Origin of the sequence: Acinetobacter sp. YH12249, from assembly GCF_013417475.1 — a bacterium.
Taxonomy (GTDB): Bacteria; Pseudomonadota; Gammaproteobacteria; order Pseudomonadales; family Moraxellaceae; genus Acinetobacter.
In genome coordinates, this window is the sequence record NZ_VPDX01000025.1 from 27,334 (window position 1) to 42,640 (window position 15,307).

A 15,307-nucleotide genomic window follows, 5' to 3' on the forward strand; every position below is an offset into this window, starting at 1 on the left:
AAAGCAATACGTAGGCAATTCATGCTGCAAGATCAGTTATCCAAACTTCCCAATGCAATATGGGTGCAAATTTATAAAGATAAAATGCAACTGATGGACAATGAGGGCACGATTGTGCAAACAATGGTCCCTCCCGTTCCCTATGCGCATGAACGCAGCATCATTGCCGACTTTAATGCTGCCTCAGACACCCTAAAACAGCTGGTATCTACTTCAATTGTTCAAAAACTTTGGGGCTCTACAACGCTGCTGCAAGTTATGGATATGCCTGAAGAGGGTCTGACAGCTCTTGAACAGCGTGCCCTGCTAGAATTAGGTTATGAAAATAGTGCACAAAAGGTGATTCTGTATGATCCCGCAGGTCAGGAAATTACGAAAGCGAGCTTAAGCACCACTTATCCTAAAACCAATCTAAAAATCTTTCTGGTTATCTTAATTGTCGTCATTGCTGCTTCTATCTGGTTTTTAACACTTTAAATGCCATATAAAATTAAAAAACCCAGCATTAAGCGGGATTTTTTAATTGAAGTTCAATGACATCATAAATTTTTATGAATAATCCATTTTAAAAACTTCTGATTAGATTGGATTATATTTAATGATGTCATCCAGCTGTAAAGTTGCACTGTCTACATTCTGTAATATCAGCAAATCAGCGCGTGCAAAGGTGGTATTGGTATCGGAACCATCACGATCGATCGTCACGACTGTATCATCTCCACGTTGTTCGAGCGTGATATAGTTCCCCAGATTTGACGCATCTACTGCCTGATCACTTAATAATGCAGAGACATCGATGGTATCACCTTCAACTGCATTGAAGTCAGTCCAGGTATCTGTACCATTACCGCCTGTTGCATCAGCATTATTCAGTAAATAATAGATCGCTGTGTCTGCTCCTGCACCACCCGTCAGGATGTCATCACCTGCGCCACCCTGTAACAGGTTATCTGCTGGATCGTCGGCATAGTTAATAATCTGGTTTACGCGATCAATATTGATCACCAGATTTGCTGAAGCACTTTCCTGATCGGCCTGTCCCGCATTACGCGTTACCGTATATTCAAATACTTCACTCAGTAATGGGCCCTTTCCTACTGCACTATTGTATTCATAACTGAAATTACCATTTTCATAGAGTTTGAGCTCACCATACGTCCCTTCGATAATGGTAAAGTTACCTCCCTCATCACTTAAATCGAAAGTTACTGGCTGCCCATTAATCTCAGTTAATACGCCACCCGCCCAATTATCCGCTTGTGTGCCGTCGGCTGAAGTTTCCTGAATATTGCCTGTTGCACGGTAGATTTCTCCATTGACTTCGTAGACTTCAGCAGTGGTTCCACCAAATAGCGTTAATGGATTACTTAAGGCTTCTTGAGCGATCAGGTCTATTAAGCCATCAACAGCTGGTAAAACATCATCCAGCCCTAAAGTACTTAGCAATGTATTTAATGATCCGAGCAAGGTATTTAAACCAGTCGTTAGGCCAGTTTCTTCAAGCACGGTATCTAGCAAAATATCGCTAACTAGTGGTTCAACCAGGTTATCGAATAATGCCTGGCCTGCACCATCTACCCCTTCTAAAATTCCATTTAGAAGCGCATCTAATGCTGTACCCAATCCTAAAGTAGTTAATAGGAATCCTAATGCCCCGCCTCCATTTCCTGCAAGTAAACTCCCTACGGAGGTATTGTATACATCACCTAATATTGGGCGAACTAGTATGTTATCCAGAGCCAATGACAAGACTGAATCAACTGCTGTGGTTAAAGTATTTATAATTGGTACAGAAGAACCTGTAGTTAAATCCAATAACTCACGAAGTGTCAATTGCTCCAGAATTCCACGAGGATCAGCGTTTTGGCCAGTCAAGGTAGCTTCGAGTAAACCTAATACAGTATCTGACACCAGATTGTTAACCGTGTTATCGCCTAAATTCGCTAAATCTATAGTGGTCAGGATATCTGCTAATTGTGAAGAATCACCATATACCGAGACTTCATAGGTTCCAGCAGGCAAGTCATTAATATCCAGTCTCAATCCTTGAGCATCTGCTACTCCACCCAGCAGCTCCAGTCCCAATGCACCAGCAACTAAGCCGCCTTGACTGGTATTTGCTGAAGCGACCTCAAATTCTTCGCCAGTGGTTGTATTACGTACCACGAAAGTAAAGGCATTCGCCAAGCTAACCAGATTTTCTTGCTGTACTGCAATCACCACGCTAGAAATATTTTCCTCAATCGTAAAATCGACCACGGCAACTTCCGAAGTGCCATTGAGCACGTCGATACCACTACTATCACTATATGTTTCCAATACAGTTGCATCTCGTGATCCTTCCAAAATTGCGGACACATTATCATCGGCAAGATTCAGTAAACGTTCTGAATTATTTACAACTCCATTTGGTAGATCCGCTGTAGTAAAGCTTGCGGCATCATTCCCTGCCAAGTCCTGAATTGCATTGTCATCATTTCCAGTAGTTGGATCAGTATATTCGACACTAACGGTCTGCCCAGCTGTAATCACTGGATTGGTAATCATCGTGAGGATATTTCCATCGGCAGCAATATTGATCACATCGACTGTAGTCTGATCTGGAGCTGTACCGATTGTAACGACTAGACTATCTAAAGGTGGTAAATTGTCTGCATCTAGAGTTTCATTAAAACTGAGTTCGATGTTACCGTCAGCATTGACTTCAGCATCAATTAATACAGGGGCTACAGTATCTTCTACTGGTTGCTCTGAGTTATTGTCAACGCCACCTACTTCTACCGCATCGAAGCTATCCAGTACATTGCCACTGACATCACGGATTTCCTGACCCTCTCCCGGAGTACTGTCAGCATAAGTGACTGCAACTTCCTGACCTTCAGTAATAACAGGATTGGTTACCAAGATAATTTCATTGCCGTTATAAACAATATCGGTCACCGGAATTTCTGTTCCATCTACGACTACTGTGAAATCAGCAGGTAAAGGATTCGAGGTCGAAACATCTTCATTGAAGCTAAGTTCAATATTACCGTCTGCATTGACTTCAGCATCAATAAGAACTGGACTTTCCGTATCTTCTGCTGGCTGTTCTGAGTTATTTTCAACTCCCCCAACTTCTACCGCATCAAATCCATCCAGCACATTACCACTGCCATCACGGATTCCCTGACCATTTCCCGGGGTGCTGTCAGCATAAGTGACTTCTACTTCCTGACCTTCGGTAATGACTAGATCAGTTACCAGAATGATTTCATTGCCGTCATAGATAATGTCAGTTACCGGGATTTCTTCTCCATCAACTACTACCGCGAAATCAGCAGGCAACGGATTCGAGGTTGACACATCTTCATTGAAGCTAAGTTCAATATTACCGTCTGCATTGACTTCAGCATCAATAAGAACTGGACTTTCCGTATCTTCTACTGGTTGTTCCGAGTTATTTTCAACTCCCCCAACTCCTACCGCATCAAAACCATCTAGTACATTACCACTGCCATCACGGATTCCCTGTCCGTCTCCCGGTGTACTGTCAGCATAAGTGACTTCTACTTCCTGACCTTCAGTAATAACAGGATCGGTTACCAGAATGATTTTATTGCCGTCATAGACAATGTCAGTTACCGGAATTTCTGCTCCATCGACCACTACTGTGAAATCAGCAGGCAAAGGATTCGAAGTCGAAACATCTTCATTGAAGTTGAGTTCGATATTACCGTCAGCATTGACTTCGGCATCAATAAGAACTGGACTTGCTGTATCTACAACGGGTTGTTCTGAATCATTGATCACCCCATTGGGTAGTTCCACTGTGCTAAAGCTTGCCGCATCGTTCCCTGCCAAGTCCTGAATGGCATTCTCATCATTCCGAGCAGTTGGATCGATATATTCCACACTGACAGTCTGACCTGCTGCAATCACCGGACTGGTAATCAGCGTTAAGGTATTTCCATCGGCAACAATATTAATTACATCGACTGTAGTTTGATCTGGTGCGGTACCCACTGTAACGACCAGACTATCTAAAGGAGGTAAATTATCTGCATCCAGTGCTTCATTAAAACTAAGCTCGATATTGCCATTGGCATTAACTTCCGCAGCTAAAAGTATGGGGCCACTAATATCCGGATTCTGCACTCCACCCACATCATCTGAATCCAGATCTTCTAATACATTCCCTTCTGAATCCTTAATTCCCTGATTATCATCAGGTGTACTATCCTGATATTCCACTGTAACTTCTTGTCCGTCCCGGATCTCTGGCTCTGTAATTAGGATAATCTTGTCATCTTGTACAATAATATCGGTGACAGGAATTTCTTCTCCATCCACAACCACTGTGAAATCTTCAGCGCGTGGATTTGAACCATTTATATTTTCATCAAAACTCAGTTCAAGCTGGCCTTCTTCATTCACAATGACGCCGGTTAACTTCGGCGGACTCGTATCCCGATTATCCGAACTACTTCCTGAGGATGAGCCTCCACCTGCCGCTGCCGCAATAGCTCCTAGAGCCAGTGCCCCACCCAACCAAGGTAAAATACCCGCAGCTACGGTTTCACTCTCAGCCAGATCTCCTGTAAGCGGGTGATATCGAATCGTATCGAGCATTACCCCATTTTCATCAGTAAATTCCGCCCAGTACAATTGACCTTCATGTTCAAAAACGATTCGATTATCATTGACTGCATAATCAAAATAATTTTCGATCGTAATGGTTTCACCATTTTTAAAATAGATAACAGCCGAATTACCTTGACGTGTAATTTTTGCCACTTCATCAATCGTGGCATTTACCTTGATCACTGATTTTTCGGTCAAATTCACAATATTAGTATTAATATCCTGAATTAATTCTCCATTCTCTGCCGATAATATCTGTATATTCGCCATATTATTCCCATCCTTTTTTATAATTTATTTATTGCTTAATTAAACGTGAAATACATAGCATCAAAATCAAGGAATGAGAATCTGAAAAATGTTATCTTTAACTTGTTACCAAATATTGTAAACATAGTGAAATGAATAAATTAAAAACTTATTATAAAATTAAGCTGTTGAATTTTAATATTTTTAGCTAGATTTAAATAAATAGATATTAAAATAGGAAAATATGTTTTTGTGAATTATAATCAAATAGGTTCATTAAAATATGACATTGATCACATAAAATGCATTATTATATTTATGTAAGCATGAAAAATATTAGAACAAAAGTATACAAACAATTAATCAAGTTAACGCAATAAAACAGATTTCTATTCAAAAGGTGAAGTTAAAAATTATTGTTAATAATGAATATAAAAAATGCTCCTAAACATAGAAGCATTTTATTTTTAATGAAAATAAAAAATTATTTTAAATAGTCTAATAAATGACTAAAGTTCTCAATCGTATATTTAGGCTGTGCCTGCTGTAATTCAATTTCTGAACCATAGCCGTATTTGACTGCAATCGACTCAATCCCATTATGGCGGGCACCAAAAATATCATGCTCACGGTCCCCCACCATAATGCATTGATCAGCCTGTATGCCTTGTTGTTCCAGGATATACTGAATCAGTTCCCCTTTATTGGTCCGATCACCATTCAGCTCACTGCCATAAATCTCAGTAAAATACTGGGCCAGATTAAAATGTTCCAGAATCTGTTTGGCATAAACGGTTGGTTTTGCTGTTGCGAGAAACAGGCGATAACCACGGCGTTTAAGTTCCGCCAGAGTTTCAGCTACACCTTCAAAGACGTGATTTTCATATAAGCCAGTCACTGCAAAACGCTCACGATATGCCATTAGTGCCTGTTCAGCCAGGGTATCATCCGCATCTACATTCAGAATTTTGGCTAGCGAAGCTTTTAGAGGAGGCCCGATAATCCAGTCAATATTCGTGTCTTCACTGATCGGATGACCCACCTTTTCCAGACCATAGCGGGCAGAAGTCGTAATCCCCACTTTTGGATCAGTTAATGTACCATCCAAGTCAATTAAAATATTCTGAATCACACCTTGTCCCCTATGTTTGCAGCCGACATCAATTCATATCGTGAGTATAGCCAGATTTGTCTACCCTAAAGCAATTATTAGGCCATAAAAACAAGCCAAGAATGCCCATTTTCAGGGTAATCAACTCTATATTTTGATCAGATAAAACATACGAAATTTTGCCTGACAGACCGTTCTTGCAAGTGATAGAAATTAATATCGAGAGTTTGAATAAATTTGCCTATACTAAGGCAATTTTAGTGAATGAAGGACATCATTTTGCGACCTACCGTACTTTGCTTTTCAGGTTTAGATCCTTCAGGTGGAGCAGGCCTTCAAGCAGATATTGAAGCCATCGGTCAAAGTGGTGCTCATGCTGCAATAGCCTGTACAGCCCTGACTATCCAGAACTCGCAACAGGTCTTTGGTTTTGAAGCAACTTCAAAGGAATTACTGCTGGCTCAGGCCAATGCTGTGGTAAAGGATCTGCCGATTCGTTGTGTTAAATCAGGCATGCTGGGAACGACTGAAAATATTGAAGCACTGGCAGAATTTCTAACTGCGCATCCGGACTATCAGTATGTACTGGATCCAGTGCTGGTAGCCAATAGTGGTGGCTCACTTGGCAATCAAGCCACACTGGTCAAAGCGTTTAAACAACTGATTCCGCTAGCCACGATTTTAACTCCAAATACAGTCGAGTTGCGCGCTCTGACAGGTGAGCAGGATTTAGATCAAGCCACGCAGAAACTGTTCGAAATGGGTGCCCACGCGATTCTTGTTAAAGGTGGCCACGAAGATACTCCCGACTATATCCAGAACCGTCTATATATTCAGGGTGAATTGATCAACGAAACCCGTTGTCCGCGTCTGAAAGGTGAATATCATGGCTCAGGCTGTTCACTGGCGAGTTTCATTGCCGGACGTCTAGCCTTGGGTGAACAGTTGAAAACAGCAGTACAACATGCAGAAACCTGGTTATTTGGCGTATTAAAAAATGCGGAAATTCCGGTACCGAATGGTCAGCGCATTCCAAAACGCTTTTAATCTTCCCTAAATAAAAAAGCCTGAACGATTCAGGCTTTTTTATGGCGATTTTTTTCAAGAATGGACAAATAGATGTGATGATCTTGTTTCAATGAAATTTAAAACTTTTGCCTTAACCTGCCAGTTTCACAGGGCGCAGTTTTTCAGTCTTCTCCTGAACAGGGACAGAAATATGTTGATAATGCAATTGCCACTGATCTTGCTGCTTGCTCAAGACCATGCTGAAGCGGCACCATTGCAAAGGGAAATATCGTTCCATCGCCGCATAGGCAATCCGGACATAACCATATACGAAAGCCATGTCATTATTGACCTGAATGGTGACCTCCTGCCGTTCAACGCGCATACCATTGTTGCGCATATATGGGCGGTACTGTTGCCATGCAGCCTGATAAGCCTCGATCCCTTTCAGTTCGGAGCTAATATCAATCAGACAGACATCTGGTCGGCAAAGTTGACGAATTTCGCTGAATTCAAGTGAACAAATAGCTTGATCCCATTTTTGTAAAAATGTCCTGACTTCCTGAGCCAGACATTCTTCCCCTATTATTTTCATTGAATACCTCTCTATAAGGTTTTATTCAGACTTGAAAACCGAGATTTCAAGCATCTCATTACTTTCAGTCTTTCTTGTTTTTCATTATTTTTAATTATGTGAATGGGTCCTGGTTTTACCCATCCCCCATATATCAGGTCAAAAGTGTGACCTAATACCTAAAATTACACTATTTTTTTAATTATAGGCAAAATTTTCTGATCAACTGCAATAATCAGGTGAATTTTGACTGATTATTTAAATTTTCATGCTCTAGTTTTATTTATCGTTCTTTATATTTCAAAATCGCTTTGATACTTCTCAATTTTTTATTAAGTTCTGATGTATTCAAGATAAAGAGAGAAACTAAGAAAACTTCATTTCCTAGTCCTCACTTCAATCTAAAAAAATCAAATAATAGCTTTAGTATAAGTCTCTTTGTCCATTTCCAGAATTTCAACACAGAGCTGAATCTTTAACCCTGGCTGCGAGACAATGTGCTGCTGCATGACCTGAAGTACCAGCTTGGAAATTGCCTGGCGGATGGCCAGACTACGACCAGTCAGGAGAGAAACTTTAGCATGCACATAAGCCTGATCTGTCTCCTGCTCTAGTCCAATCACAAAATCCTGCTGTACAATCGCCCTACTTTTTAAATCATTCGGGTCATTAATATAACCGGCGTTAAATAAGGCCTGGTGAATTGCCAACATTAAAGGTCGGGTTTCAAGCTGCTGAATATTATCTGAATATTCAAGATGAAGATGAGGCATAAAGCATAGATCCAGGCATGATATGGCAATCAGAAGAGATTGATCTTCGAGTTTGAGGAAGAAGCATAAACCTTCAAACCCGAAGACCGAAAGCACTCATTCGTATAAGAACGTATCAGGCTTTTTTCACATATTCAGATTTGAGCTTCATGGCGCCAATGCCATCAATTTTACAGTCAATATCATGTCCATCAGTTGCATCGGGCAATAGACGAATATTTTTGACTTTAGTCCCGACTTTAACCACTGAAGAAGATCCTTTAATTTTAAGATCCTTAATCACCGTAACTGTGTCGCCATCAGCCAGCAGATTGCCATGCGCATCCTTGATGACCACGGTTTCCTCAGTTGCTTCCCCTTCTTTCCACTCATATCCACATTCTGGGCAGATTAACAAGTCACCATCTTCATAAGTATATTCAGACTGGCATTTTGGGCATTGTGGTAGAGCCATAGCAACCTCAACAAAATAAAAAATAAAAGAAAAAACAAAAAATTAAAGCTGAATTATAGCATCTTTGGGTGGGCTCATGCTCAAGCTTTAAAAGGATCTCCCGCTCAACTTAATTAACTGAACCTAACCATCCAAAATATGTGGATTGACCAACCAGGACAAAAGTTGCAATGACTCCTGCCAGCTTAAGTGGCATGCAGATGGCGGTACCAGATCCGGATAACCCACCTGAATAATATGCAGGCTGGTGCCTACAGACACTTTTTCAAAGATGAGCGTGACTTCAATTTCACCTTTGACCTCAGGTGTAGAAAAGCAATCGGTATAGCGCAGTAACTGGTTAGGAATAACTTCATGATAGGTGCCATGTAAATGATGCTGGGTACCAGTGGCAAAATTGGTCAAGGTGATTTTATAGCTGCCCCCCGGTTTGACTTCGGCATGCTCAACTCTGGCAGTAAAGCCATGCGGTGCCAGCCATTTTGCGATGGCATCTGGATGAATAAAGGCCCGGTACACCCGTTCCGGTGGCGCACTGAATACGCGATGCATTTTTAGGGTATAACTCATTTCAGCCTACCTTTTTTTCTTGTTCTTACTGAAAGATTATTTTTATTTATTATTCGGACGGATCATCCCGATCTCGTCGGCCTCAGTATTTAAATGACTGCCCAATATACTGTACGACCTAAATATAATTGTTATTTATCCATTTTATAGGATGTATAACAAAAAACTACAGTTGACCCGACCAATACCGCAGGCCATAAAAAACCCGGCTTAACCGGGCTTGAATAAGGAAATTTTGATTAGCTGCTACGAAGTTTGCTTTCGCCTTCTTCCGGGTCGCCTTCATCATCGTAAACATAGGCCATACAGCCCCAGCCATCATATTCACCCTGAAATTCAGCAGCAATTCTGGTAAACCATTGTTCCAGATCGACAATATTTTCATAGGTAGGTTGCATATAGACATGAATGGTAATTGTCCATTCCAGCGTATCGCTCTCCTCATCCTGATATAGGCTTATCTTTTGTTCTTCTTTGAGTAAATGCAATGCACAGCGGTCAGCCTGCTCTTCACTATTAAAAGCTATCGAGAATTCTATTTCATGGTCGTCCTGCAGATCATCACCATCCTGATACATTTGCCACAGTACATGACCATTTTCATCGTCAGGGAATTTGTCATAATCGCGTGCCATAGAGATATCCTTATTATGATGTTTTATTATTCGATTCAGCTTAACTTATTTTATTTGAATTATCGAGTACAAAATATGAAAAAAAATTGAATTTCTCTAAATAACCAACTGAATTTTATCAATATAAATTTAAGAATTTGAAAAAAAAAGCTGCATTTTCATCTAATTAAAAATACCTGCATATCAATCTGCAGATTAAAAAATTTCATCGGTTGATCTGGATTTTTTAATTGTAGTTAGGAAGTGATCACTACAGGTGGCTCAGATACTTGATTCTGTCGTAACTGTAGTAAAACGGCGGCGAATTTAAGCTCTTCCAGACGTAAGTTCAGATAGGACTCCTGAATCATGGCCTGGCTCAAGCTTTGTCCTTTATAGTTCATCAGGCGATAATCATCTTTTAAGGATTGCAGCATTTCACCCAGATTATGAGTATTTAACTGGGACAAATACAATTCTGCCCTGCTATTAAATGCCAGACTCAAAATCGCAATGGTGCTCTTGCGACGGTCTTCATCAACATAGTTGCAGCTGGCCACCTGCTGCTGTTCTTTGGCCTGCTCAATCTGTGTTCTGATAGTCAGTAAATGCCGGGCTGCATCAGTATCGTTGTAGCCACTAATGAGCTGATCCAGAAGGTGCGTGACCGGCAGATCAAAACCATGTTGGTAGCCCTTGATCTTATGCTCGAGAGCTTCAACTACTTCTTGCAGTCGCTGCTGTTCTTTAGCCTGCTGATAATAAACCTGTAAAGCTTTTCGGGCCTGCTGCTCAATATCAGCTTCGGCCTGAGCCTGTAAACTCTGTAAATATGCTTTGACCTGGGCGATATGGGCTTTGAGATCATCCAGCATGATGGAGGCATCGAGCTTGGTTACTTCTACGAAATTTTCAGCCTGCAAACTGCGGTTAATAATGTATTGTTCGATGTCACAGATATCCTGATATTTTTTATATTTATTCAGTTCAGTTCTGGCACTTCCCAGCTGCATCCGTAGCTGGGTCATTTCATAATTTAATTCATCAACTTGTGTTTCATAATCAGCCAATTTACTGCGTGAATGATCCAGATTTTCCTGTAGAGACTGAATATTGTTTCTTGATAATTTCAGGCTATTGAATACCCGTAGCAATACAATGATTAAAACACTTGCGAGAACAAAGAGCGCGCCACTTAGCATCATCCTGTCCCTTACCCCTTGCACCATATATAGGCACTAAAAAATTAAAAATTTATGATGTTTTAAAGTTATTCTGCATAATTTAATGATGAGAATCAAAGATAAAAAATGACCATAAACATTTAATATAATTGATCTTTTAAATGATTTTTTCACCTATAAAACCTTAATATTTTTATGCCTATCAATTTACTTAAAATGAATCTGTTGGTGATAATCAATTAAAGGGGTTTTTATTTTTATATCGAATGTTATAAGAACAAACCCCTGAGAGACTGCAAATCTTGATAAAAACTGAATAAAAATAGATAGATCAAACAGTTAAACTAAAGATAAAGTGATAAAGTCCCTTAAATGATTCCTGAAATTTTTCCGGGTACACTTTTTTAATTTCAAAAAATCATTACTTGATAAGACATGATTCAGAACATAATTTTTCTAGAAAACTGCTTAAATTCAACTCCATAATTTTCCGATGACTGAAATAAATTCTGACATTTCTGTTGCAGCTTACTAAAATTTAAATATTTATCAGAATCCATATTCATTTTTTGAATGCTTAAATTTTACTAAAATGGTGCAGGTGCAAGAATTTCAACTTTATGACCACTCAAGGGTTGAGTAAAAGTCAGTTCACTGGCATGCAAGGCCATGCGATTAAGAGGACTACGCGTTGGTTCCGGATGATAGATTTTATCGCCCGTAATCGGATGACCAATATGCAGCATGTGGACTCTGAGCTGATGTGAACGTCCGGTAATTGGCGTTAGCAATACCCGGCTGATGTCTTGCTCAGGCAGATATTCCAGCCGTTGATAGAGTGTTTTGGCAGCTTTACCCAGTTCAAAATGCACCATTTGCCGTGGGCGATTTTCCCAGTCAGTAATCAAAGGTACATCGACACTGCCCTCGGTCTGAATTTCTCCCTGTACCAGCGCAATATAGTGCTTGCTGACTGTACGTGCCTGGAACATTTTACTGACTGCCACTTCAGCATCGCGATGTTTGGCAAACATCAGGATGCCAGACGTCGCCATATCCAGACGATGGGTAATTTTGGCATTCGGATAACGCTCTAGTACCCGTAAATAAGCACTGTCATGATGCTCAGGCAAACGTCCCGGAACAGACAACAAACCGGCCGGCTTCTCAATGACGACCAGATCATCATCTTCATACAGAATATGCAATGGGTCTTGAGGCGGCGCGTAGACAAAGTTGTCGTTAATAGGCATGTGCTTTAAGCATTCAGGAGAAAACGCGCAAAATAACAATGTCAGGGAATACTGTCAATCCAGCCCTGTTACAGAATCAGTGCCTGACTAAGCTTTGGACGCTGCACTGATGGGAGATACTGAATGACCCGACTGATACTGGGTTTTCAGACTGTCGAGATCTTCATTTAAGAATGCCATAAGATATTGCTGAACCTGTGACATAGTCAGATTGCGAAATGACACATAGTCTTTGTTTTTCAGGCTAAACAATCCCAGAATTTTATGTTGAGCTTCGACTTCAATATCACTTTCCAGCCTGAACTCAAGCTGACCTGAGGGCGCCAGTTCATTCAGTGTGATCTGAATCGACTGTTCAGCATCGGAGTCTGTTACGGTAAAAGTGGTAATGGCGGCTTGCATCTGTAATTGTAAAACCCGTAACTGTTGCCAGTTAATGGACTTGAAAGTAGAGAGAATTTCTTCTGCCGATAAGCTGCCTAGCTGCTCTGCTTCGTCTTCTTCTTGATGCGGATAACTGATTTCTAATTCATATTTTTTCATGGGACGTGCCCCTTTCTTATATGCAAAATTATCATAGCATTCTGTTTTATTTTTCAAGGATATAATTTGTGAGCAAATATTAAACATATTATACTTTAAATTATTTATATCAAATACTTATAAACAACCAGCGACATTAGAGTAGTATTTAAACATAAGATAATCGAAAACTATAGACTGTAAATAAAATAGATTAGATATGTGATTTTAATAGTATTTATTTGAATCTCAAATAAATTTAAAGCTATTTGAGGAAGAAGATAAGTGACTGAGTAAGGAAGGTATTAAGCAGTTTGAAGAAGAAGATTATTTTTATGAGAAGAGAAAATTTTGAGGGTGTTGGGAAAACATCTTGATGGTTTACTTCAACTATCACTCTTTGTAAGAAATGATCTTATAGCCTATAAACTTTTGGTCTATAGCGTCCTAAGCCGAATCGAGACCTTTTGGGTTCGTACTGCACTCGCGTTTTGCGCCACTCACAGCATGCTACTCTTTTCGATCCCATCACACCCTTGAGATATATAGTAGCCAAGCTGTGGCAAAATTAATTTCCTAAGATTTTTTAATTTTCCTAATTTTTGAAAATATTTTTCTTTAAATATATTTGAAGAAGAATTTTTTACCTTTTAGCTCAAAATAAAGATCTTTTATTGCAGAAAGAGCAGAATTACTGGAATTTATCTTCACTTAAAACTTCATTCTGCTCTAAATTTTTCAGACTATTATTTTCAATTTTCCAGCTATTTAATCCGCCAGATAATAATCCACTGTAGAAACCACACGGACTTTCTTTAAATAAGGCGTATTGCTGTCACGGTCTTCAATGCTAAACAGACCTTGATTGGCCGTCTTGATTTTCCCGAGACGGCTTTGAGAATCCGCGGCAAACTTTTCTGCCACACTGCGGGCATTTTGCGTGGCTTCTTCAATCATGGCTGGTTTGATGTCATTCAATTTGGTAAAGATATATTCCGTTCTTTGCCCAGAATCATCACCACCAAAAGCAATGCCCTTTTTACCCAGAGCGACCAGACGGGTTTGCGCTGCACGGACTGCATCAATATTGTGGGTATAAACCGTAATGGTCTGATGCGCGGTATAACGTAAGGCAACATTGGCATCACCGCCGTATTGCTGGGCATATTTATCTGTAGTGACTGGAGAACCGGTGGTAATTTCTTCTGCCTTAAAACCTTCACCTTTTAAGAAAGCCTGAATTTGCTGGGTTTGCAGCTCCATAGTGTCATACAGTTCTGTCAGATCCTGACTACCGCCACTAAAACGGATGGGCCAGACTGCAACATCGGCTTTAACCTCACGTTCCGATAAACCTTTTACGGAAACAATCCGCTCATACTGTTTAATCTTGACCGCACTATTACCCAGAATGAATCCGGCAATAATCATTCCCAAGCCAATCAAAGCCCCTAAAATCAAGGCGGATTTAAACTGATTCATTGAGCCGAACTCCTTTTCCATATTGTTATTTTGTTTCGAGCATTTTAAGCGTTTAAACTGCTCTGTGTAATGCTGATGCGACTATCAGTTTTATTTATTCCTGGAACTTTGGAAAGTTTTATCTCCTAACTTTTCCCCATCAAATATATGGCAATCAGCGGAACCAGATTGAACAGGAATATCCCGACTTTATAGATGGCCATGCCGCCATAATGAATGGCATCAAAAGTCGAATCTGAAAGCTGAAACCATTGACCATGCAATCGTTTTACCCAGTCTCGCGCAAAGACAATGAGTAAGAACCAGAGCATTAAAATGCCGTAATTCAAAGCCAATGTATAAAGTAAAAATCGACACCAGAAATCGAGATTCATAGTGATTCCCTGTCTGTAGAGCCATCTATCATTAAGTTAACAGATCAATCAAATGTTCAGGAACTACTGATTTGTATCTGTGATCTAAAGAGAAATGGTTTAAATATTTTGAGCTAAAAGTTTCAGTTCTAACTTCCAGCGATCATTTTTTAGCGTACAAACAGATGACGGGTATGATGATTGATATAGGCATTTAAGCCATCACCATACTGGGCCAGCTGTTTCATATTTTCCACATGCTGATAGCCCGCACTGCTATAGCTATAGGTATACACTTTCGAAGTTTTCTTGAATTGAACCCGAATAAACTCATTGCCAATCTCATAATTGGCCACACCCGAGTCATGATTGAGATCAAGATAATGTTGCAATTGAGCAGCCCTAAACATCTCTGTACACGACAAATTTCACAGAACCCTTATCCTATCAGGATTCTGCTTTCTTAAAATTGCCAAAATTTCCTTAAACTCTTCTTTTTTCCCAAAACCAATTAAACGCTGAATCGCCATTTGAACA

Annotated in this window: 15 protein-coding genes; 2 read left to right on the forward strand and 13 right to left on the reverse strand. The window is 40.0% G+C overall.

Annotated elements, in window-relative coordinates:
* Positions 1-21: 21 nt before the first annotated feature.
* Positions 22-477, forward strand: a complete 456-nt coding sequence (locus FTV25_RS12660; RefSeq protein WP_034706330.1) for a hypothetical protein — start codon at positions 22-24, stop codon at positions 475-477.
* Positions 478-579: 102 nt separating this feature from the next.
* On the opposite strand, the gene FTV25_RS12665 is transcribed toward FTV25_RS12660, so the two are convergent.
* Positions 580-4,893 carry a SwmB domain-containing protein gene (locus tag FTV25_RS12665; protein WP_180004031.1) on the reverse strand — a complete coding sequence of 1,438 codons (4,314 nt, stop codon included), beginning with the start codon at positions 4,891-4,893 and terminating at the stop codon, positions 580-582.
* Between the two features lie 463 nt (positions 4,894-5,356).
* Positions 5,357-6,004 (reverse strand): HAD family hydrolase, encoded by a 648-nt coding sequence (locus FTV25_RS12670; RefSeq protein ID WP_180004020.1) that lies wholly within the window; start codon positions 6,002-6,004, stop codon positions 5,357-5,359.
* A 258-nt stretch (positions 6,005-6,262) separates the two neighbouring features.
* Here FTV25_RS12670 and FTV25_RS12675 point away from each other — a divergent pair, with 258 nt between their 5' ends.
* Positions 6,263-7,030, forward strand: coding sequence for a hydroxymethylpyrimidine/phosphomethylpyrimidine kinase (locus FTV25_RS12675; RefSeq protein ID WP_180004043.1), 768 nt, complete (start codon positions 6,263-6,265; stop codon positions 7,028-7,030).
* Between the two features lie 112 nt (positions 7,031-7,142).
* On the opposite strand, the gene FTV25_RS12680 is transcribed toward FTV25_RS12675, so the two are convergent.
* The 11 genes from FTV25_RS12680 to FTV25_RS12730 form a co-directional block, all read right to left on the reverse strand.
* Positions 7,143-7,586 carry a nuclear transport factor 2 family protein gene (locus FTV25_RS12680; RefSeq protein WP_180004018.1) on the reverse strand — a complete coding sequence of 148 codons (444 nt, stop codon included), beginning with the start codon at positions 7,584-7,586 and terminating at the stop codon, positions 7,143-7,145.
* 389 nt (positions 7,587-7,975) lie between these two features.
* The gene (locus tag FTV25_RS12685; RefSeq protein ID WP_180004016.1) at positions 7,976-8,338 is read right to left on the reverse strand and encodes a 5-carboxymethyl-2-hydroxymuconate Delta-isomerase; all 363 of its coding nucleotides are present in this window, start codon (positions 8,336-8,338) and stop codon (positions 7,976-7,978) included.
* A 115-nt stretch (positions 8,339-8,453) separates the two neighbouring features.
* Entirely contained in the window at positions 8,454-8,792 is a 339-nt protein-coding gene (locus FTV25_RS12690) for a zinc ribbon domain-containing protein YjdM (RefSeq protein WP_034705280.1), read from the reverse strand.
* Between the two features lie 123 nt (positions 8,793-8,915).
* On the reverse strand, positions 8,916-9,362 hold the full coding sequence (locus FTV25_RS12695) for an SRPBCC domain-containing protein (protein ID WP_004785131.1): 447 nt from the start codon (positions 9,360-9,362) through the stop codon (positions 8,916-8,918).
* A gap of 239 nt (positions 9,363-9,601) precedes the next feature.
* Positions 9,602-9,997, reverse strand: a complete 396-nt coding sequence (locus FTV25_RS12700; protein ID WP_034171734.1) for a ribonuclease E inhibitor RraB — start codon at positions 9,995-9,997, stop codon at positions 9,602-9,604.
* A gap of 236 nt (positions 9,998-10,233) precedes the next feature.
* Entirely contained in the window at positions 10,234-11,178 is a 945-nt protein-coding gene (locus FTV25_RS12705; RefSeq protein WP_180004041.1) for a DUF4041 domain-containing protein, read from the reverse strand.
* 569 nt (positions 11,179-11,747) lie between these two features.
* Positions 11,748-12,413 (reverse strand): pseudouridine synthase, encoded by a 666-nt coding sequence (locus FTV25_RS12710; RefSeq protein ID WP_004785137.1) that lies wholly within the window; start codon positions 12,411-12,413, stop codon positions 11,748-11,750.
* 87 nt (positions 12,414-12,500) lie between these two features.
* Positions 12,501-12,956, reverse strand: a complete 456-nt coding sequence (locus FTV25_RS12715) for a hypothetical protein (RefSeq protein ID WP_180004015.1) — start codon at positions 12,954-12,956, stop codon at positions 12,501-12,503.
* Between the two features lie 747 nt (positions 12,957-13,703).
* Complete coding sequence (locus FTV25_RS12720) at positions 13,704-14,417, reverse strand: SIMPL domain-containing protein (RefSeq protein ID WP_034705273.1); 714 nt, start codon at positions 14,415-14,417, stop codon at positions 13,704-13,706.
* Positions 14,418-14,542: 125 nt separating this feature from the next.
* The gene (locus FTV25_RS12725; protein ID WP_180004013.1) at positions 14,543-14,791 is read right to left on the reverse strand and encodes a DUF6868 family protein; all 249 of its coding nucleotides are present in this window, start codon (positions 14,789-14,791) and stop codon (positions 14,543-14,545) included.
* Positions 14,792-14,940: 149 nt separating this feature from the next.
* Positions 14,941-15,162 (reverse strand): hypothetical protein, encoded by a 222-nt coding sequence (locus FTV25_RS12730; RefSeq protein WP_004785142.1) that lies wholly within the window; start codon positions 15,160-15,162, stop codon positions 14,941-14,943.
* Between the last annotated feature and the right edge of the window lie 145 nt (positions 15,163-15,307).